15 protein-coding genes and 1 tRNA gene are annotated in these 17,843 nt (G+C 65.7%); 6 read left to right on the top strand and 10 right to left on the bottom strand.

The annotated features are described in order from the left end of the window. The first annotated feature begins 67 nt into the window (after nucleotides 1-67). A tRNA-Met gene (locus tag AB4Z00_RS26030) sits at nucleotides 68-144 on the top strand. A gap of 968 nt (nucleotides 145-1,112) precedes the next feature. Here the strand turns inward: AB4Z00_RS26030 and AB4Z00_RS26025 are convergent. The 5 genes from AB4Z00_RS26025 to AB4Z00_RS26005 form a co-directional block, all read right to left on the bottom strand. Next, complete coding sequence (locus tag AB4Z00_RS26025) at nucleotides 1,113-1,487, bottom strand: Fur family transcriptional regulator (protein WP_442047831.1); 375 nt, start codon at nucleotides 1,485-1,487, stop codon at nucleotides 1,113-1,115. Between the two features lie 98 nt (nucleotides 1,488-1,585). After that, nucleotides 1,586-3,715: a TonB-dependent receptor gene (locus tag AB4Z00_RS26020; protein ID WP_442047830.1), complete on the bottom strand. Its 2,130-nt coding sequence runs from the start codon at nucleotides 3,713-3,715 to the stop codon at nucleotides 1,586-1,588. A 398-nt stretch (nucleotides 3,716-4,113) separates the two neighbouring features. Beyond that, nucleotides 4,114-5,454: a hypothetical protein gene (locus tag AB4Z00_RS26015; protein WP_442047829.1), complete on the bottom strand. Its 1,341-nt coding sequence runs from the start codon at nucleotides 5,452-5,454 to the stop codon at nucleotides 4,114-4,116. An 86-nt stretch (nucleotides 5,455-5,540) separates the two neighbouring features. Further along, complete coding sequence (gene ribB, locus AB4Z00_RS26010) at nucleotides 5,541-6,677, bottom strand: 3,4-dihydroxy-2-butanone-4-phosphate synthase (protein ID WP_442047828.1); 1,137 nt, start codon at nucleotides 6,675-6,677, stop codon at nucleotides 5,541-5,543. A gap of 23 nt (nucleotides 6,678-6,700) precedes the next feature. Then, a complete protein-coding gene (locus AB4Z00_RS26005; RefSeq protein WP_132266125.1) occupies nucleotides 6,701-8,101 on the bottom strand; it encodes a purine-cytosine permease family protein in 1,401 nt (466 codons plus the stop codon). 123 nt (nucleotides 8,102-8,224) lie between these two features. Here AB4Z00_RS26005 and AB4Z00_RS26000 point away from each other — a divergent pair, with 123 nt between their 5' ends. Genes AB4Z00_RS26000 through AB4Z00_RS25990 form a run of 3 tightly spaced genes read left to right on the top strand, consistent with a single transcriptional unit; the run spans nucleotide 8,225 to nucleotide 9,958 of the window. Beyond that, nucleotides 8,225-9,262 (top strand): LLM class flavin-dependent oxidoreductase, encoded by a 1,038-nt coding sequence (locus tag AB4Z00_RS26000; protein ID WP_134096367.1) that lies wholly within the window; start codon nucleotides 8,225-8,227, stop codon nucleotides 9,260-9,262. Nucleotides 9,263-9,267: 5 nt separating this feature from the next. Beyond that, on the top strand, nucleotides 9,268-9,573 hold the full coding sequence (locus tag AB4Z00_RS25995; RefSeq protein ID WP_134096368.1) for a DUF1330 domain-containing protein: 306 nt from the start codon (nucleotides 9,268-9,270) through the stop codon (nucleotides 9,571-9,573). After that, nucleotides 9,563-9,958, top strand: coding sequence for a carboxymuconolactone decarboxylase family protein (locus AB4Z00_RS25990; protein ID WP_132266121.1), 396 nt, complete (start codon nucleotides 9,563-9,565; stop codon nucleotides 9,956-9,958). Before AB4Z00_RS25995 ends, AB4Z00_RS25990 begins: the two co-directional genes overlap by 11 nt. A gap of 125 nt (nucleotides 9,959-10,083) precedes the next feature. On the opposite strand, the gene AB4Z00_RS25985 is transcribed toward AB4Z00_RS25990, so the two are convergent. The 5 genes from AB4Z00_RS25985 to AB4Z00_RS25965 are packed head-to-tail and all read right to left on the bottom strand — an operon-like array spanning nucleotide 10,084 to nucleotide 14,939. Continuing rightward, complete coding sequence (locus AB4Z00_RS25985) at nucleotides 10,084-11,523, bottom strand: NAD-dependent succinate-semialdehyde dehydrogenase (RefSeq protein WP_442047827.1); 1,440 nt, start codon at nucleotides 11,521-11,523, stop codon at nucleotides 10,084-10,086. Then, nucleotides 11,520-12,029 (bottom strand): flavin reductase family protein, encoded by a 510-nt coding sequence (locus AB4Z00_RS25980; RefSeq protein ID WP_132266112.1) that lies wholly within the window; start codon nucleotides 12,027-12,029, stop codon nucleotides 11,520-11,522. The genes AB4Z00_RS25985 and AB4Z00_RS25980 overlap by 4 nt, the downstream gene beginning before the upstream one ends. Before the next feature lie 14 nt (nucleotides 12,030-12,043). Beyond that, nucleotides 12,044-13,522 (bottom strand): aldehyde dehydrogenase, encoded by a 1,479-nt coding sequence (locus AB4Z00_RS25975; protein WP_442047826.1) that lies wholly within the window; start codon nucleotides 13,520-13,522, stop codon nucleotides 12,044-12,046. Continuing rightward, the gene (locus AB4Z00_RS25970) at nucleotides 13,519-14,337 is read right to left on the bottom strand and encodes an alpha/beta fold hydrolase (RefSeq protein WP_442047825.1); all 819 of its coding nucleotides are present in this window, start codon (nucleotides 14,335-14,337) and stop codon (nucleotides 13,519-13,521) included. The genes AB4Z00_RS25975 and AB4Z00_RS25970 overlap by 4 nt, the downstream gene beginning before the upstream one ends. 2 nt (nucleotides 14,338-14,339) lie before the next feature. Continuing rightward, nucleotides 14,340-14,939: an amino acid synthesis family protein gene (locus AB4Z00_RS25965; protein ID WP_132266109.1), complete on the bottom strand. Its 600-nt coding sequence runs from the start codon at nucleotides 14,937-14,939 to the stop codon at nucleotides 14,340-14,342. A 110-nt stretch (nucleotides 14,940-15,049) separates the two neighbouring features. Between AB4Z00_RS25965 and AB4Z00_RS25960 the strand changes: the two genes are divergently transcribed. After that, nucleotides 15,050-15,706: a GntR family transcriptional regulator gene (locus AB4Z00_RS25960; protein WP_442047824.1), complete on the top strand. Its 657-nt coding sequence runs from the start codon at nucleotides 15,050-15,052 to the stop codon at nucleotides 15,704-15,706. A gap of 377 nt (nucleotides 15,707-16,083) precedes the next feature. Continuing rightward, the coding region (locus AB4Z00_RS25955; RefSeq protein WP_442047823.1) for a methyl-accepting chemotaxis protein at nucleotides 16,084-17,843 on the top strand (1,760 nt) is incomplete at its 3' end.

Below are 17,843 nucleotides of genomic sequence, written 5' to 3'. Positions count from 1 at the left end.
GCCGGCACCGCCCGGAACAGACAACAAAACACGCTTCAAGGCTGACACGCTCAGCCCTCAATGGTGACGCGGGGTGGAGCAGCCCGGTAGCTCGTCAGGCTCATAACCTGAAGGTCGCAGGTTCAAATCCTGCCCCCGCAACCATGAACATAACCCCCCCCACACACAACAGCCCAGGTATGCGCGCGCCTTGGCGCCGCACACGCGCCAGCAGAACCCGAGAGGGGAGCACGCCGCAGGGACGTCATCTCGCGCGTGCAGTTGGCTTTACGCCGACGCGCCCGGCAACCGGGCCTTGGTCCTTCCGAACTCATCGCCGACAGAAGATACCCCCGCACGCGCTGGAGAATCCGCGGAGGCCCGGATCGCATCGACTCCCTCGCAGGCTGGGATGAACGGTCGATCACGCGGCCGATAGCATGGTGGGCTCTAGGCTGCGTGTTGCCGCAAAGGTCACGCTGGATATGCCGCGCAGCTTCTGAAGCTGAAGTTGCTGGCGCCCCTTCGCAAACGCCCCGGCGGGCCATTTAATTGCGCCCGAGCCAGGCCCGGCGCAGGTGGCAGATGGGCTGTCCCAGAATTTGTCACGCACTTAAACCGCCAGAAAACGCCGGTGGTCGGCTATAAAGCATGGTCTCAATCACCGCAGATCAACCCGCTCAAGGGATACCTGCACAGATCAGCGTTCGAGCCGACAGGTGTTCCAGTCACCCAACGGCGGCAAGACGCGCTCGCGTATTCTGGCGACGCCGCGATCGGTGCGTTTGATGACATTCGATACCGTCATGGCCAAGTTGCCCGGGCGACCGGCTGCATTATGCCTCGCCAGGCGATTGCTGTCGTCCAGCGTTTGGCGCTTTGATGGAGGTAGGCGGACCATGCCAAGGGATCCTACGCAAGATAGCGCGCTGTCATGCGAGCGGAGTCGCCGCTCGCGCATTTCGGGCAAGCGTATGCGGCCGATGATCGAGATCATCAGGTTTGGAAATCGCAGCGGAGGAAAGCCTGCTCGGAGCGAGGCGGCAATGGTTGGCGGATGCCGAGGCAATGCTGGATGTGGTGTGGTCACGACACGCTGACGGCCTGTCCGCTTCCCCGCCGCAGACACCTTGTCAGGAGCGGGTGTCGCTCGTCTGCTGGCGGCATTCGTTGCATTTTCCGGTTGCCTCGACAATCAGCCGGTCGAGGCGAAGGCCGTGGTTTTCCAGGGCGAGGCGGAGCGCTGTGTCTATCTCGGGGTGGTCGTGCTGGAACGCCCGGCTGCAATCGTTGCAGACAAATACGATCGCGCCGGGGGTGGATAGGGTCGGGCAATAGGCGTTGAGCGCCTCGATCCGCCGGACGCGGCCCTGCCGGACCAGTTCGGCAAGCGCGCGATAGACTTGTGCGGGATAGAGCCGTTCTTCTCTTTCGCCGGCAAGGCGCGCCAGGTCGTAGGCGGACGCGGGGGCTGAGGCCTGCTTGAGCAGGTCTTCGACCAGCCGCACGAGTTCGCCGTTGCGCCGGGTCTTCCGCCCGTTTTTCGAGACATCCTCCACGATGCGGGCGGGTGAGGGACGACCTGGTGCCGTCCCTCACCGATGGCTCAGAAGTTCAGGCGGGCGGTCACGCGAATGTCGCGGCCGCTGAGCGGGGCGTAATCCTTGAGGAACGACGCGGCGCGGCGGGCGACGACGTCGAAGATGTTGTTGGCCGACAGCGCGAAGCTGAGCGGTCGTTCGTTGCCCCAGGGGCGGAAGTTCACTTCGGCATTGACCATGGTGAAGCCCGGCGTGGTGGTTTCGAACTCCGAGATGCGCTTCTGCGCCCAGACATGTTCGACTTCGCCGCGCACGTCGACCTTGGGCGTCTGAACCCCGAGGCCACCGAGAACTCGGAGTGGTGGTATGCGCGGGGCGGCGCCGACGTTCACGATGTTGGCGTGGACATAGTCGCCCAGCGCATCGGCCACGATCCGGGCGCTGCCGATCTTCGCCAGCGTCAAGGTGCCCTGCGCCTCGAAGCCGTAGTAGCGTGCATCGGCCTGGCGGAAGGCGTAGACGGGCAGTCCGTCTTCGACATCGCCGGTAAGGTCCTCGTAGATGAAGTTCGAGAACCAGGTGTGATAGGCCGAGGCTTCGAACGTGTAGTTCTCGCCGCTGCCGCGCAGGACGGCTTCCACGCCCCATGATTTCTCCAGCCTGAAATCGGGATCGCCCAGTTCGTAGGCCTCGGTGCCGGCATGGGGTCCGTTGGCGAAGAGTTCCTCGGCGGCCGGTGCGCGTTCGGTGCGGGAGAGGTTCAGGCCGATGCGCCAGTCCTGCGTGAGGCCGTAGGAGGCGCCGAGCGAGCCGGAGAAGGCATCGAAGTTACGCTTGCCGCCGAAGAACTGGGCCTGGTCCCCTACGGGCTGGCCCGACAGGGCGGTGTGCTCGAAGCGGGCGCCGGCCTCGAACTTCAGCGCGCCGTAATCGAGCTGCTGGAGCGTGAAGAGGCCGACTTGCGTGGTCGAGTTCTTCGGCAGGAAAGCCTCTTCGCCGATCACGTTGAAGTCGCGGTTGAACAACTGGATGCCGGTGGCGCCGCGCCAGGCGCCGTGCTGGGCCTGGGTGAATTCCAGGCGGCCTTCCATGCCCTTGTTGTAGAAAGTGGTGCCGACTTCGCCGTCTTCCTCCAGTTCGGCATGGGAATAGTCCGCATAGCCTAGCCGCAGCGAGACCTTGTCCAGGATCTTGCCGTAGCCATCGACTTCCGCGCGCAGGTCCACGCGGTCCTGTTTCATGCTGAGCCGCGGCGCTTCCTGCTCCTGGCCGGCCTCTGTCGCGAAGCGGATCGGAACGCCGTAGAGGCTGTCGTAGTGGCTGTAGGACAGGCCGATGTTACCGCCGTCGCCGATATAGGCGAGCCCGGCACCGGCGGTCCAGGTCTTGGCGCCCGAATTCGGGAGCTTGCCCTTGACGGCGGCGTTGGCTGCGAAATCGATGGGCTCCTCATCGCTCGGATCGGCAGGCAGGAGGCTGGAGGCGAGTGCCTGCCGGCGCAGCGCCGGGGTGAGCGCGTGGCCGCCGATGCGCATGTCGTCACTCTTGAGGTAGCTGCCGTCGACATGGGCAACCCACTGGCTGGAGAGGCGCACGTCGGCGGATCCGGCGGTGGAACGCTCGTCGGCGGCCGATCCGTATGTCGCGATGGCGCCCAGGTGGATCGCCTCGTCGGGAACCGAGGTCGGAATGCGCTTGTCGATCACATTGACGACACCGCCGATGGCCGACGAGCCATAGAGCAGCGACTGCGGTCCGCGTAGCACCTCGATGCGTTCGGCCAGCAGCGGATTGACGACGACGGCGTGATCGACCGAGGTGTTGGAGACGTCGATCGAACCAAGGCCGTTGGTCAGCACGCGCACCCGCTCACCCTGCAGCCCGCGCAGGATCGGACGCGAGGCGCTGGGGCCGAAGGAACTGGCGGAAACGCCCGGTTCGTGCTGGAGCGTTTCGCCGATCGAGGGACGGATCGCCTGGGTAAGTTCCTTGCCTTCCACGACGGCGACGCTCGACAGCATGTCCTGGCGCTTCGTCGGCAGCACGCCGGTCACGACGATGTCGGAGCCGGTGCTGTGATGGTAGCCATCTGCGTCACCGTTCGTGCTGCGGTCTGCAGGTTCGGCTTGCGCATGTGCGAGCGCGGGGAGCGCGAAGAGGGCGAGGGCGCTGCTGGAAAGCAATCGAAGTCTCATGGCGGGGCCTTTATGCTGTCAATGATATGGGACGGTATAACGTACCATTGCGCCCGCGGACGTTTCCGTGCCCGGGCGGCCATCGGGTAGTCCTGCTAACGACATGTTACAACATCACATCGAACTGTTGCGGGATTTTGTCCGGAGCGATCCGCAGACCGATGCCGATTTGCTACACTTTGAGAGATCGCCTGCTCTGTGCGCGCCGCCTTGCCGGGGTGCTTTCGGCGTCGCGGGGGGCGTGTGTTTGCATGTAGCGCGTAGGATCAGAGGACCCGCGTGCACGCGTATTCTTGCGCTGATGTCCTACGCTGTCGCGGCATATTCCGGTTCGAAGTCAAAGACCTGCGGCCACCCCATGCGGCCGAACACTGCAAGGGATGACCGCATCGGGCGGGTCAGAAATAGTAGCCGAAGATCATCATGAAGGCCGCCTTGAACCTGTCGTCGCCGCCCTGGGCTGCACCGGAAATGAACTGGCCGGCGCCGACATAGGGATCGTTCCGACCGAGCAGGAACTCGGAGAAGACCTTGATCCTGCCTTTGTCCTTGGCCGTCCATACGGCGCCGAGATCGAAGCGCTCGCTGTCGCGGAAGCCGGCGGCGTCCTTCATGAAGCGGCCGTAATTGGCGTAGACGAGCAGGTCGAAGGGCAGCTTGCCGGTGTCGATCGTGCGGCCGATCTCGCCGAAGGCGTAAGTGCCTTTGGCGGCGATGTTATAGCTTCCGTCGAAGCCGCCGACCGAGATCATGTCGTTGCGGCCGGGGTTGCGTGGGTCGATATCCTGCCGCGCGACCAGGGCCTTGGCGCTCCACGGGCCGTGGCTGCCCGTCAGGCTGAAGGCGAACAGGTGCTTGCTGCCCTCCTTATCGGTGTCGAAATTGTAGATGCTGGAAATCCAGGCCGAGGCGGTCGCTTTCAGCGTGGTGTCCTGGTTGTTCACAAGCGCGTACTGGACGTTGCCGACGATCATCTTGCGCTCATCATTGCGCGAACCGTCCGGAACGTAGCTGTCGGCCTTGGCGATGTTCGTGGAATAGCGCGAGGAATCGGTGCTGATGCCCATGCCATTGGGTCCGCTTGACGGGAAGAAGCCCAGTTCCACGCGGTAGTCCGCGGTCTGGCGCTTGAACTTCATGCCAAGGTTGTAGGTCTCTTCCATGCCGTAGACGAAGCCGAGATCGTCGAGGATCGACGAGCCCCAGTAGCGGTCGTCGAAAGGCACGGGCTGTACGCCCACGGTCACGCTGTCCGTCGCGTTGAGCTTGGCGCCGGCATAGGCGTACATCAGGAAGTTCACTTCGCCGACATGGCCGTCGTAACCGCCGTTCTTGCCGTAGATGAAGCTGCCGCCATAGACGCGGTACTGGGCCGCGCCGAAGAAGCGCGTGGAATCGTAGTCGGCCGTCAAGGCCAGGGTATCGAACGACAAGTGGCTGGACGTCCGGCGCTGGCCCGCGCTGCCGACATCGTTGAAGCGCAGGTCATAGCGGCCGCGCAGGGCGGCACCGATCTTGAGCTTGGCTTTGGTTGCGGCTTCAGCCGGAGGTGCGGGCGGCGCCGCTTCGACCTTCGGCGTTTCCGCAGCCGCAACTCCAGGGGCGGGCCCGGGGTTGGCCGAGGAGACGGCGACCTGTGCGGCGCAGCTGTCTGCGGATGCAGTGCAGTCGGCAGGCGCATGATCGAGGGTGCCCGGCGCGGATGCGGCCAGGACGACGGGGACGAGAACGGGGAGCATGACTCTTCCTTGGCGACAGGGCGGCCGCAGCGAGGATGACGGGAATGTCGAATATGCGTTTTAGGCGGCGCCTGGGCGCTCCGGCTTCAGAGTCCCGGTTTTATTGGCCGCTCGCCTTCGATGGAGAGGCCGTAGCCTGCCAGCGCCACCGGAGTTCGGTGCGTATTGGTCAGCAGCGTCATCTTCTCGATGCCGAGGTCCGTCAGGATCATGGCGCCCACGCCGTAGTCGCGCAGTTCGTCCATGTCGGCGGGAGAGAGCGTGCCCGCCTGCGCCTTCAGGGCCATGGTGAAGCGATCGTTGCGTGCCCGGTTGATGGCGATCACCACGCCCGCACCTTCTTCGGCAATCGCCTGCATGGCGCTTTCGAGCACGCCCGATCCGCTGCTCTGCGCGGCGAAGATGTCGGTGAGCGTGGAAATCACATGCATGCGCACGAGCGTCGGCCTGCTCGGGTCGATCCTGCCTTTCACGAGCGCGATCTGTTCCGTGTCCGTGGCGCGGTTGCGGTAGGTGATGGCCTGCCAGTCTCCGCCCCAGCGGCTGTGGAAACTGGCCTGTGCGGTACGCTCCACCAGGGTGTCATGGCGGCGACGATAGGCGATGAGGTCGCGGATCGTTCCGACCTTGAGGCCGTAGAGCCGGGAAAAGGCGATGAGGTCGTCGAGCCGTGCCATCGTGCCGTCCTCTTTCATGATCTCGCAGATCACGCCCGAGGGGTTGAGGCCCGCCAGCCTGGCGACATCGACGGCCGCCTCGGTATGGCCCGCCCGCACCAGCACACCGCCTTCGCGGGCGATGAGGGGGAAGACGTGGCCGGGCGTGACGATTTCGTCGCTGCCCTTGGTCCCGTCGATGGCGACGGCGATGGTCCGCGCGCGGTCCGCCGCCGAAATGCCGGTGGTAACGCCGACGCGGGCCTCGATCGAAGTGGTGAAGGCGGTGCCGTGCTTCGTGCCGTTGCGGGCGCTCATCAGGCCGATGCCGAGCTGGCTGACGCGGCTTTCGGTCATGGCCAGGCAGATCAGTCCCTTGCCGTAGCGCGCCATGAAGTTGATCTTCTCGGGCGTGGCCATCTGCGCGGGGATGACGAGGTCCCCCTCGTTCTCGCGGTCCTCGTCATCGACGAGGATGAACATGCGGCCGTTTCGCGCCTCGTCGATGATTTCCTCCGCAGTCGAGAGGAAGCTCTTGTTCTCATGCTCCAGGGCTATCGTGGCCATGTCGCTCTCCCAGGTGTGCGTGTTCATTCGGCCGGGCAGGGGGCGGCGGCGAGATCCGCCTTCCGTCCCGCGCCGAGCGCCAGGTAGACCGCCGTGGTGACGGCCGGTGCGATCAGCCAGCCCACGTCCACGCCGTCCAGCGCCTTGGCGAAGGGGCCGGTGTAGATGCTGCTCGCCAGGAAGGGCAGCTGCACCGCGATGCCTGCGACGTAGGCCGCGGCCGCCCGCAAGTCGATCAGGCCGTAGATGCCGCCGTCGGCGCGGAAGAACGAGTCGATGTCATAGCGGCCCTTACGGATGAAGTAGAAGTCGACGATGTTGATCGTGGCCCAGGGCGCCAGGACGACCATCAGGCCGATGACGAAGCCGATGAAGCGGGGCACGAAGTCGTCCGCAGAAGTCGTCGCCACGGCCAGGCAGCCGGCCAGCACCAGGGTGGACAGCACCACGCGCGCCTTGCGGCCCGGCTGCCAGGAGGCGAAGAACGTCTGCGCCATGGTGATGAGGGACAGTACGGCACCGTAGATGTTGAGGGCGTTGTGGCTGATGATGTTGAAGACGAACAGCGCCATCAGCACCGGTGCCAGCATGCCGGTGGCGCCGCTGACGATGGCCATCGGGTCGGCGTTCGCCGGCGCACCGGCCACGGCTACCGCGCCCAGGGTGAACGAGGCGCCCGCGCCGAGGGCGGCGCCTGCGAAGCTGGCCAGGAAGGGCGCGCGAATGCCGACGCTGGGCGGCAGGTAGCGCGAATAGTCCGAGGTGTAGCAGGCATAGGAAATGTGCCAGACCGCGGCGAGCGAGAACATCGCCAGCCAGCCGATCGCCGAGCCCTGGCCCTGGGTCCAGAGACCGGCCGGCATGAGCGCCACGAGGTTGACGAAGGCGAAGATCAGCCCGGCCCCCATGAACCACATGCCGACACGGTTGAGCATGTGGATCACGTTGTAGCCCAGGATGCCGATCCCGGCTGCGGCCAGGGCGCAAAGCACGGCGCCGACTGGCAGGCCCACCGCGGGCTGCAGCGCATGGACCGACTTTGCGGCCAGCACGATGTTGGAGATGAAGAAGCCGACGTAGAGCAGGGTGGCGAACGTTACCACCAGCAGCGCGCCGTAGCGGCCGAACTGCCCGCGGCTCTGGATCATCTGCGCCAGGCCCATCTGCGGGCCCTGCGCGGAACAGGCACCCAGCACCAGAGCACCTACGAGGTGGCCCAGCACGATCGCGGAAATGCCCCAGGTCAAGGGCAGGTGATAGACCTGCACCGCCATGGCGCCCGTCACCACCGGCAGCGGCGCGATATTGGTCGTGAACCAAAGCGTGAAGAGATCGCGCACTTTTCCGTGCCGTTCCGCCAGCGGCACGAAGCCGATGCTGTTTTCCTCGATCACCCCGGCCGAGGTATCACCCGCTTTACCCATGCTTCAGTTATCCTCTTGCACCATCGTTTTTGTGGTATACCATCGGACGGTATTCTTGCTTCGAGCGAGTCGCAAGAGAAATTTTAAGCCCCGCCACGAGCGAGGCTGGGAAAAGGATGGATGATGAAGTTCTCGATCTTTCTGCACATGGAGCGTTACGACGCCTCGGTCTCGCACCATAAGCTCTTCGAAGAATTGCTTGAATTGTGCGACATGGCCGAGGCTGGCGGCATGGACAAAGTCTGGATCGGCGAGCACCACGCGATGGAATATACCATCTCGCCGAACCCGATTCCGCTGCTCTCGGCCGTGGCCGGGCGAACCAGCCGCATCCGCCTGGGCGCGGGTACCTTCATTGCGCCGTTCTGGCACCCGATTCGCATGGCCGGCGAAGCCGCCCTGCTGGACGTGATCAGCAACGGCCGTGCCGAAGTGGGGCTGGCGCGCGGCGCCTATCAGTTCGAATTCGATCGCATGCTCAACGGCGTATCCGCGACGGACGGCGGCAAGTACCTGCGCGAGATGGTGCCGCTGCTCCAGCCCCTTTGGGAAGGCGATGTCGAGCATGACGGCGAGATCTGGAAGTTCCCCACTTCCACCAGCGTGCCCAAGCCGATCCAGGCCCGCCCGCCGCTGTGGATCGCCGCGCGCGATCCCGATTCGCACAAGTTCGCCGTCGCCAACGGCTGCAACGTGATGGTGACCCCGCTCGCCAAGGGCGATGCCGAAGTGGCCGATCTCATGACGAAGTTCGAGAACGCCATCGAAGCCGCGCCGCAGATCACCGAGCGCCCCCGGATCATGGTGCTGCAGCATGCCCACGTCCATACCGGCGATGATGACTGGCAGGCCGCGGCGGAAGGCATCTCGTTCTTCTTCCGCTCGTTCGGCGCCTGGTTCGGCAACAAGACGCCGCCGGTCAACGGTTTCCAGACCGCCGTTCCGCCGATCAACCCGGAGAAGTTCCCCGAGTACGTGCCCGAGACGCTGCGCAAGAACGTCATGATCGGCAAGCCGGACGAGCTGATCGAGCGCCTGAAGAGCTACGAGGCGCTGGGCGTCGACGAGTACAGCATCTGGGTCGATAACAGCCTCTCGTTCGAGGAAAAGCGCGAATCGCTGCGCCTGTTCATCGACCACGTCCTTCCGGCCTTCGCCTGACCGCGATGGCCAAGGCCTACTGGATCGCCCGGGTCAATGTGACGGACCCGCAGGCTTACGCCGGTTACATGGCCCTTGGACCGGCCGCCCTGATCGCCAATGGCGGAAAGCTGTTGTCGCGGGGCGGTCGTTCGGTGGCGCTCGAAGGGCCGGAGCCTTTCGAGCGCACGGTCGTGATAGAGTTTCCCAGCATGGAGGCTGCGCTGGCCTGCCATGCCTCGCCCGAATACAGCGCCGCGCGCGCCGCGCGCGAAGGCGCGGCCGAAGTGGAAATCGTGATCGTGGAAGGACTGGAACAGGATGACCGATAGACCGCAGGACGAAAAGTTCGAACGCGGCCTCGCTACGCGGCGTGAAGTGCTGGGCGATGCCTATGTCGACAAGGCGCTCGACGGCGCGGACGATTTCAACTGGGCCATGCAGGAACTGACGACGAAGTACTGCTGGGACGAAATCTGGAACCGGCCCGGTCTCGACCGTCGCAGCCGCTCGATCCTGAACCTGGGCATGATCGCGGCGCTCAACCGCAGCCACGAGTTCAAGGCGCATATTCGCGGCGCGCTGACCAATGGCCTGACGCGTGAGGAGATCCGCGAAGTGCTGTTGCAGATCGCCGTCTACGTGGGGATCCCGGCCGGGGTGGACAGCTTCCGCCTCGCCCGCGAGGTCTTTGCGGAGATCGACGCGCAAGGCTGACGCACGGCGTTGATGCGCAAAGGCATCCTGTTCAAGATGTCATGATCCGGGAAACGAAAAAGCGCCGGCATCCTCATGGATGCCGGCGCTTCTCTGTTGCGACCCAAGGGTCCGTAACGTGGGGGTTAAAGCCCGCCCATCATCACGTATTTCAGTTCGAGATAGTCGGTGATGCCGTGGCGGGAGCCTTCGCGGCCCATGCCTGAGGCCTTGATCCCGCCGAACGGGGCGACTTCGGTGGAGATCGCTGCCTCGTTCAGCCCGACCATGCCGTATTCCAGGGCTCCGGCGACGCGCATGGCGCGTCCGATGTCGCGGGTATAGGCATAGGCGGCCAGACCGAACTCGGTATCGTTGGCCAGACGGATCGCCTCTTCCTCGGTCTCGAAGCGGATTACGGCGGCGAGAGGCCCGAAGGTTTCCTCCGAGGCGACCAGCGCATCGCGCGGAACGTCGGCGATCAGCGTGGGCGGGAAAAACAGGCCTTCCTGCCGCGTTCCACCCGCCAGCAGACGTCCGCCGCGGGCGACGGCATCCGCCACATGCTGCTCCACTTTCTCGACGGCGCGCGCATTGATGAGCGGACCGATTGTCACGCCCGCATCCGTGCCGCGGCCGAGGACCAGGCCCTCGACCCGCTGCCGAAGCCGCTCGACGAAGGCGTCATGGATGCCGTCCTGCACGAGGAAGCGGTTCACGCAGACGCAGGTCTGCCCGGCATTGCGGTACTTGCCCAGCAATGCCCCTTCCACGGCCGCATCGATATCGGCATCGTCGAACACCAGGAACGGCGCGTTTCCGCCCAGTTCCAGCGAGAGCCGCTTCAACGTGGGCGCGGACTGTTCGTAGAGCTTGCGTCCCACCCCGGTAGAGCCGGTGAAGGAGAGCTTGCGCACGACATCGCTGCTCATGAAAGCCTCGCCGATGGCAGCGGCTTCACCGGTGATGACGCTGAGCAGCCCGGCGGGCAGGCCCGCTTCCTCGGCCAGCGCCGCCAGGGCGAGCGCCGTCAGCGGGGTTTCCGGCGCGGGCTTGACGATGATCGCGCAGCCCGCCGCAAGCGCCGGGGCGACCTTGCGGGTCACCATGGCCGCCGGGAAGTTCCACGGCGTGATCGCGGCGACGACGCCCACCGGCTCGCTCCAGACCAGGATGCGCTGGTTCGAACGGGGCGCGGGGATCACTTCGCCCTCGATCCGCCGCGCTTCTTCCGCGAACCAGCGCACGAAGCTGGCGGCATAGAGCACTTCGCCGCGCGCTTCTGCCAGCGGCTTGCCCTGTTCGGCGGTGAGGATGGCCGCGAGTGCTTCCTGGTGCTCCAGGAGCAGCGCATGCCAGCGCAGCAGCAGGTCGGCACGCTCGCCTGCGGGCCGGGCGCGCCATTCGGCTTGCGCCTGCTCCGCCGCCTCGATGGCGGTCCGGGTTTCGGCCGCGCCGAGGTAGGGCACTTGCGCGATGACCTCGCCGGTCGCCGGGTCGGTCACCGGCACCGTATCCAGCGATACGGTCCAGATCCCGCCGACGAAAGCCTGATCGCGGAAGGGGTGAAGATCCCGGATCGTCATGCGCCCGCGACCTCCTTTTCCAGGTGAGCGTGATTGCTCATCTGCCCGCGGTGATAAAGCAGCACGCCGCTTTCGCAGCGGTCTATGCGCAGCACTTCGCCCACGAGAATGGCATGGTCACCGCCTTCGTATTCGCGCCAGAGGCTGCATTCGAGCACGCAGCTGGCGCCCTGGAGCAGCGGGTTGCCGAGATCGCTCAGCGTCCATTCCAGTGCCGCCACTTTGTCCGTGCCCTTCGAGGCGAAGGCCATGGCGAGCGCCTGCTGCTCGGCCGCGAGGATGTGTATCGCGAAACGCCCGCCGCGCACGAGGTGCGGATAAGTGGCGGAAGTCAGGGCCGGGCACACCAGCACCAGCGGCGGGTCCAGCGACAGCGAGGTGAAGGCGCTGGCGGTAAAGCCCACCAGGGCGCCTTGCTCGTCGAGGGCGGTCACGACCGTGACACCCGATGGGAATTCGGCCATGGCCTTGCGGAATTCGGCCGGATCGATTGCGCTTGTCGTCATGTCGCTATCTCCTCTCACCGCATCACGAAGGGGTCGCCCATCGGCTGTTCCGACAGGTTGACCCAGACGGTCTTCAGTTCGGTGTAGTCGAGCACGGCATGGATGCCGCCCTCGCGTCCGTAACCGCTTGCGCCGAAGCCGCCGATCGGCGCCATGGCGGAGACCGCGCGGTAAGTGTTCACCCAGACGATCCCGGCATGGACGTCGCGGGCGAAGCGGTGTGCGCGGCCGATGTCGCGCGTCCAGATGCCCGCGGCCAGGGCGTATTCGGTGCCGTTGGCCAGCGCGAGCGCTTCGGCGTCGTCCGAGAAGCGCATGATCGCGGCGACGGGACCGAACACTTCGTTCTGCACCACGTCGAGCTGGTCGGAGCTGCACGCAAGGAGGGTCGGCTCGTAATACCAGCCCTCGCGGCCGGCGTGGCGCTGGCCACCGGCCAGCACTTCGGCGCCTTCCTCGCGGGCGCGGCCGACCATGCTCTCGACCACGCCGAGCTGCTGTTCGGTGGCCATGGGGCCCATGTCCGAATCCGGGTCGAGCGGATCGCCGATACGGATGCGGGACATCCGCTCGGTCAGCGCGGCAACGAAGCGATCGTAGATGCCGTCCTGCACCAGCAGCCGCGAACCGGCGACGCAGCTCTGGCCCGAGGCGGCATAGACACCCGCGACGGCGCCGTTCACCGCGCTCTGCAGGTCGGCATCGTCGAACACGATGTTGGCGGACTTGCCGCCCAGTTCCAGCGACAGCTTGGCGAAGTTCTCGGCACTGGCCTTGATGACGTGCCGCGCGGTCGAAGGTCCGCCGGTGAAGGCGATGCGGCGCACGAGCGGGTGCCGGGTGAGGGCAGCACCGGCGCTGGGGCCAAGCCCGGTCACGACATTGACCACGCCCGCGGGGAACCCTGCTTCCGCGACCAGCGCGGCGAAGCGCAGGATGCTGGCGGAGGCATGTTCCGAAGGCTTGATGACCAGGGTGTTCCCGGCGGCGAGCGCTGGGGCCAGCTTGATCGCGGTCAGGTAGAGCGGGCTGTTCCAGGGAATGATCGCGGCAACGACGCCCAGCGGCTCGGGCACGGTGAAGGCGAACATGTCCGCCTTGTCGATCGGCAGGGTGCTGCCTTCCAGCTTGTCGGCCAGACCGGCACTGTAGTGGAAGAATTCGGGCAGATAGGCCAGTTGCCCACGCGTCTCGCGGATGAGCTTGCCGTTGTCCTGCGTTTCCAGTTCGGCCAGTTCGCCCGCATGCTCGGCGATCAGGTCGCCCAGGCGGCGCAGCAGCTTGCCGCGCGCGGTGGCAGTGAGGGCGCGCCATGCCGCGCTGCGGAACGCGGCATCGGCAGCGCGCACGGCGCGGTCGGCGTCGGCTTCGTCGGCATCGGGCAGGACCGACCAGACCTGGCCGGTCGCGGGATTGCGCGATTCATAAGTCCGGCCGGAAGCAGCGTCGATCCACGCGCCGTCCACCAGCATCTGGAATTTCCGTGTCGTCATGAAGCCTCTCCGGCAGTTATGGGCGCCTGGGTGATCGTAGCGAGGTAGCCCAGGAGCAGGGCATTGGTTTCTTCCGGCATTTCCACCGGCATCATGTGGCGCGCCTGCGCAATGATTTCGGCTTGCGCGCCGGGGATGCGGGCCGCCAGTTTGCGGGTCATCTCGGGCGTGGAGCCGACATCGAACTCCCCGGTGGCGACCAGCGTGGGCACCGCGATCTCGCCGAGGCGGTCGGCGCCGAAATTGTCCTGGCTGGCGAAAAGGCCATAGGACGTGAGGTAGCCGTGATGGTCGTTGCCCGCCATATGGGCGCGCAAGTCGGCGATATAGCCGGGCTGGGCAGCACGGAACTGCGGCGTGAACCAGCGCTCGATCGCGGCATCGGCATTGGCGGCGGGGCCCGCCTGCCGCACTTCGTCCACCCGGCCCAGGATCGTGGCGCGCACGGCCTCGGAACGGTCGAAGACGCCGTTGAGCAGGATCAGGCCCGAAAGGCGGCCGGGAAAGCGAAAGGCGAAGGCGCGTGCCACCAGGGCGCCCATCGAGAACCCGATCAGCACCGCCTTGTCGATGGCCAGATGATCCATCAGTTCGGCCACCTGGTCGGCATAGTCGTCCAGCCCGGCATCGGCGGCCGGCGCGGCGCTTCCGCCATGCCCGAGCATGTCCAGCGTGATGACGCGGTAGGCATCCTGAAGCGCGGTCTTCTGCGCGCTCCACATGGCCTGCGACAGTCCGACGCCGTGGATCAGGATCACGGGCGGATTGTCTCCGCCCGTGTCCTCATAGGCCGTCGGGAAAGGGTTCGCGCCCACCGTCAGCCCTGCTGCGCGGCCTTCTCCGCGGCAATGGCTTCCAGGTCGAGGTAGCGATTGCCGATGCGCGGATGCACCCGGCCACCGTCGGCAGCGCCGAGCACGATCACGATCTCGTCATCGAGCGGGGCGTCGGAAATGGCGAATTCGGCGGTGATGTAGTGCGAACGCTGGCCTTCGTCGTCCTTGTGCATCATCGGCACCTGGATCGAGGTGTTCTGGCCGCCGCGCTTGTTGGTGAAGCTGAGGTAGGACTTCGCATTCACCGCCTCGCGGTAGTGGTTGCCGAAGCGCAGGGTGTGGATCAGCGCCGAGGCATGCTCGATCTCGCCCGCGCCGCCGACGACGGCCGCCTTGCCATAGGCCTCGATCTTGTCCGCGCCGCCGATGGTCGCGGTCAGCTTCTCGACGATGAGCGCGCCGAGATCGGAGGCATAGGCGCGGATTTCGGGCTGAAGGTCTTCCACGAAGTCACGGCCGGCCCAGGGGTTCTTCACGACAGCGGCCACGAGAACGGTGGTGACGGGACGTGCGGCGTCCTTGCCGCCTTCGATGCGGACTTCCTCGACATAGGACACGAGCTTGCGAATCTTCAGAGCCATCGGGCAACCTCCTTGGAATGTTGTATGGTGGTATACCAGAAGACTAGACACATGCAACGGTTCTTGTCATGAGAGTTTCAAGAGTAACGGAACCCTTTGTGGAGGATGATTTGGAACGGATCGAAGCGCGGCCGCAGACTTTGAGGCTCATCGCGCTGGATCGTGTGCGCGACGCCATCATGCAGGGGCAGATAGCGCCCGGCGAACGGCTGGTGGAACGCAGCCTGGGAGACCGTCTTGGCGTCAGCCGCTCGGTGATCCGGGAAGTCATCCGCAATCTGGAATCCGAAGGACTGGTGGAAAGCACGCCATCCGGTCCGCGCCTTTCCACGATCTCGCCGGAACAGGCGCAGCAGATCTACGAGATCCGCATGCAGCTTGAGTCCTCGGCGGCGGCCGCCTGCGCGGACCGGTCCTCGGCGGAAACCGTCGCCTTGCTGCGGGAGGCGCTGGCGGCGATCGAAGYGGCGCACAATGACAAGAACGCGATTGCCGCGCTCAATGCCTCCACGCATTTCTATGAGGTGATCTTCACCACCGGCGGGCATGAGATCGCCTGGGAAATCGTGCAGCGCCTCAACAGCCGCATCAGCCAGATGCGCGCGATGACGCTGTCGGTCGTCGGCCGCCAGGCTGCGGGGCTCAAGCGGCTTTCCAAGATCGTCGATGCCATTGCCAACCGCAATGCGGATGCCGCGGCCAAGGCATGCCGCGAACATGTGCACGAGGCGTCGCTGATCGCCATCGAGATGCTGAAGAACAAGTAAGGCCGCTTCGGCGCACAAAAAAAGGCCGGTCCCGAAGGACCGGCCGGAATAGGTTTTGGGAGAGGATGCCTGAAAGGCAGGGGCGATATGTCCCCGCTGCGGCCATCCTGCAATTGCAGATTCTGCACTCACAATTGCCTTTTTGCGACATTTCCGGGTGCAAGCCGCGCAATCCGGCCAAATCGATCGCTGCGTCCGATCTTTGGCATACCATCCTATAATAAGACTGCCTTCCCGTCCGAGCAGAGGACCTCGATGCCGTCTTGCGCTTTTGCAGCACCGTTCCTGGTTTGCGGTCGGGAGTCTTCCGCGCGGGAGGCGCACTTTCCGTGCCTCGCAGCCGCCGCGGCCTGCCAAGACATTCCTGGAGCTGGAAAATGAGAGACGTGTTCAACCGCATGCATATCGCGGGCAAGCTGATGACGGTCGCCGGACTGGCCATCGCCGTGCTGCTCGTCATCGGCTTTACCGCCGTGGTCTTCGAGACGCAGTCCGCCGTCGGCACGCTGTCGGACCAGTCGGCCATCGCCCAGGCCGATGCCGAGGGTAACCAGGTGAAGACGGATATCGCCACGTTCGAGGCGACCGCCCGTACCCTGGCGGCCACCATGGGCAATCTGCACGCCGGCAATGCGCGCGATCGCGGCACCGCCACGAACGTGCTGAGGACGGACCTTCTCAAGTCGAAAGTCGCGCTTGGCGCCTGGACCATGATCGCGCCAGGCCAGTGGGATGGACCGGACGCGGGCAAAGGCGGCCAGCCCGGATCGAGCAGGGACGGCAACTTCCGCCCCTATTGGGTCAAGACCGACGGCACGCTTGCCCAGATCCCGAACAACGAAATGGAAGGTTACGGCAAGCCCTTCTTCCGCCAGTCGTTCGAGAGCGGAGAGGGCGCCATCCTCGACCCCTATACTTTCGACGCGGGCGGCCGGACGGTGCTGATGACGTCGATCACCCAGCCGGTGCGCTCGGGAGACCAGGTGATCGGCGTGGCGGGGCTCGACATGGAACTGGGCAACATTTCCGAACGTCTGTCCAGGCTCAAGCCTTTCGGTACCGGCCGCGTCATGCTGCTTTCCGCGGGCGCGATCTGGGTGGCCAACCCGGATGCCGCCCGCCTTGGCAAGCTCTACGCCGATCCCGGTCTCGACGAGGTGAAGGCGGCCATCGCCAAGGGCGAGACGCGGGTGCTGACGGATATCGAGGTGGACGGCGTGGCGACTCGCCGCGTTGTCCGGCCGATCGCGTTCGAAGGCCTGAACACCACCTGGGCACTGGTTCTGGACGTTCCCGAGGCGACGATTGCCGCGCCTGCACGCAGCATGGCCTGGCAATTGGTGATCGGCGGCCTGGTGATCGTCGCGGCGGTGCTGGCCACGCTGTTCTATGCCGCCGGCGGCATCATCGGCCGTCCGATAGCCAAGCTTTCGGGCGCGGTGGACCGCCTGGCCAAGGGCGAGCACTGCGCCATTCCCGAACTGGGCCGCGAGGACGAGATCGGCACCATGGCCCGCGCCGCCGACGTTTTCCGCCAGGCCGCGGCCGACCGCGCGGAAGCCGACCGCCGCTCGGCTGAGGAGCAGAAGATCGTCACCAGCGCCGTGGGCGACGGGCTCGACGCCCTGCGTCAGGGCGACCTCACGCGCGACATCACCGAAGCCTTCCCGGCCGGCTATGCCGCGCTGAAGGACAACTTCAACGCSGCCCTGGCCGAACTGCGCCGCATGATCGGTGCGGTCGCGGGCAGCGCCAGCGGCATCCAGACCGGCTCGGCGGAAATCGCSCAGGCTTCCGAGGATCTSGCCCGCCGCACCGAGGCCAATGCCGCCAGCCTGGAGGAAACGTCCGCCGCGCTGGTGCAGATCGACCAGCGCCTCAAGGCCTCGGCTTCGGCCTCGACCCGGACGGTGCGCCGTGCCGACGAGGCACTCTCCACGGTCTCGGGCGGACGYGCCGTGGCCGGTGAGGCGGTGGCGGCGATGGACCGCGTCAGCCAGAGCGCCAAGGGCATCGATTCGGTGATCGAGGGCGTCGACAAGATCGCCTTCCAGACCCGCGTGCTGGCCATGAATGCCGCTGTCGAGGCGGGCCGGGCCGGCGATGCCGGGCGCGGCTTCGCGGTCGTGGCCGATCT

This window comes from Novosphingobium sp. YAF33 (assembly GCF_052113265.1).
GTDB lineage: Bacteria > Pseudomonadota > Alphaproteobacteria > Sphingomonadales > Sphingomonadaceae > Novosphingobium.
The sequence above is the reverse complement of the archived record's forward strand: the minus strand, read 5'-3'. Positions and strand labels throughout refer to the sequence as shown.

Bases quoted from the DNA above. Each gene is read 5' to 3' on its own strand.
- AB4Z00_RS25980 (WP_132266112.1), bottom strand. From the start codon at position 12,029: ATGACGACAAGCGCAATCGATCCGGCCGAATTCCGCAAGGCCATGGCC.
- AB4Z00_RS25965 (WP_132266109.1), bottom strand. From the start codon at position 14,939: ATGGCTCTGAAGATTCGCAAGCTCGTGTCCTATGTCGAGGAAGTCCGC.
- AB4Z00_RS25975 (WP_442047826.1), bottom strand. From the start codon at position 13,522: ATGACGACACGGAAATTCCAGATGCTGGTGGACGGCGCGTGGATCGAC.
- AB4Z00_RS26020 (WP_442047830.1), bottom strand. From the start codon at position 3,715: ATGAGACTTCGATTGCTTTCCAGCAGCGCCCTCGCCCTCTTCGCGCTC.
- ribB (WP_442047828.1), bottom strand. From the start codon at position 6,677: ATGGCCACGATAGCCCTGGAGCATGAGAACAAGAGCTTCCTCTCGACT.
- AB4Z00_RS25985 (WP_442047827.1), bottom strand. From the start codon at position 11,523: ATGACGATCCGGGATCTTCACCCCTTCCGCGATCAGGCTTTCGTCGGC.
- AB4Z00_RS26015 (WP_442047829.1), bottom strand. From the start codon at position 5,454: ATGCTCCCCGTTCTCGTCCCCGTCGTCCTGGCCGCATCCGCGCCGGGC.
- AB4Z00_RS25995 (WP_134096368.1), top strand. From the start codon at position 9,268: ATGGCCAAGGCCTACTGGATCGCCCGGGTCAATGTGACGGACCCGCAG.
- AB4Z00_RS25990 (WP_132266121.1), top strand. From the start codon at position 9,563: ATGACCGATAGACCGCAGGACGAAAAGTTCGAACGCGGCCTCGCTACG.
- AB4Z00_RS26000 (WP_134096367.1), top strand. From the start codon at position 8,225: ATGAAGTTCTCGATCTTTCTGCACATGGAGCGTTACGACGCCTCGGTC.
- AB4Z00_RS26005 (WP_132266125.1), bottom strand. From the start codon at position 8,101: ATGGGTAAAGCGGGTGATACCTCGGCCGGGGTGATCGAGGAAAACAGC.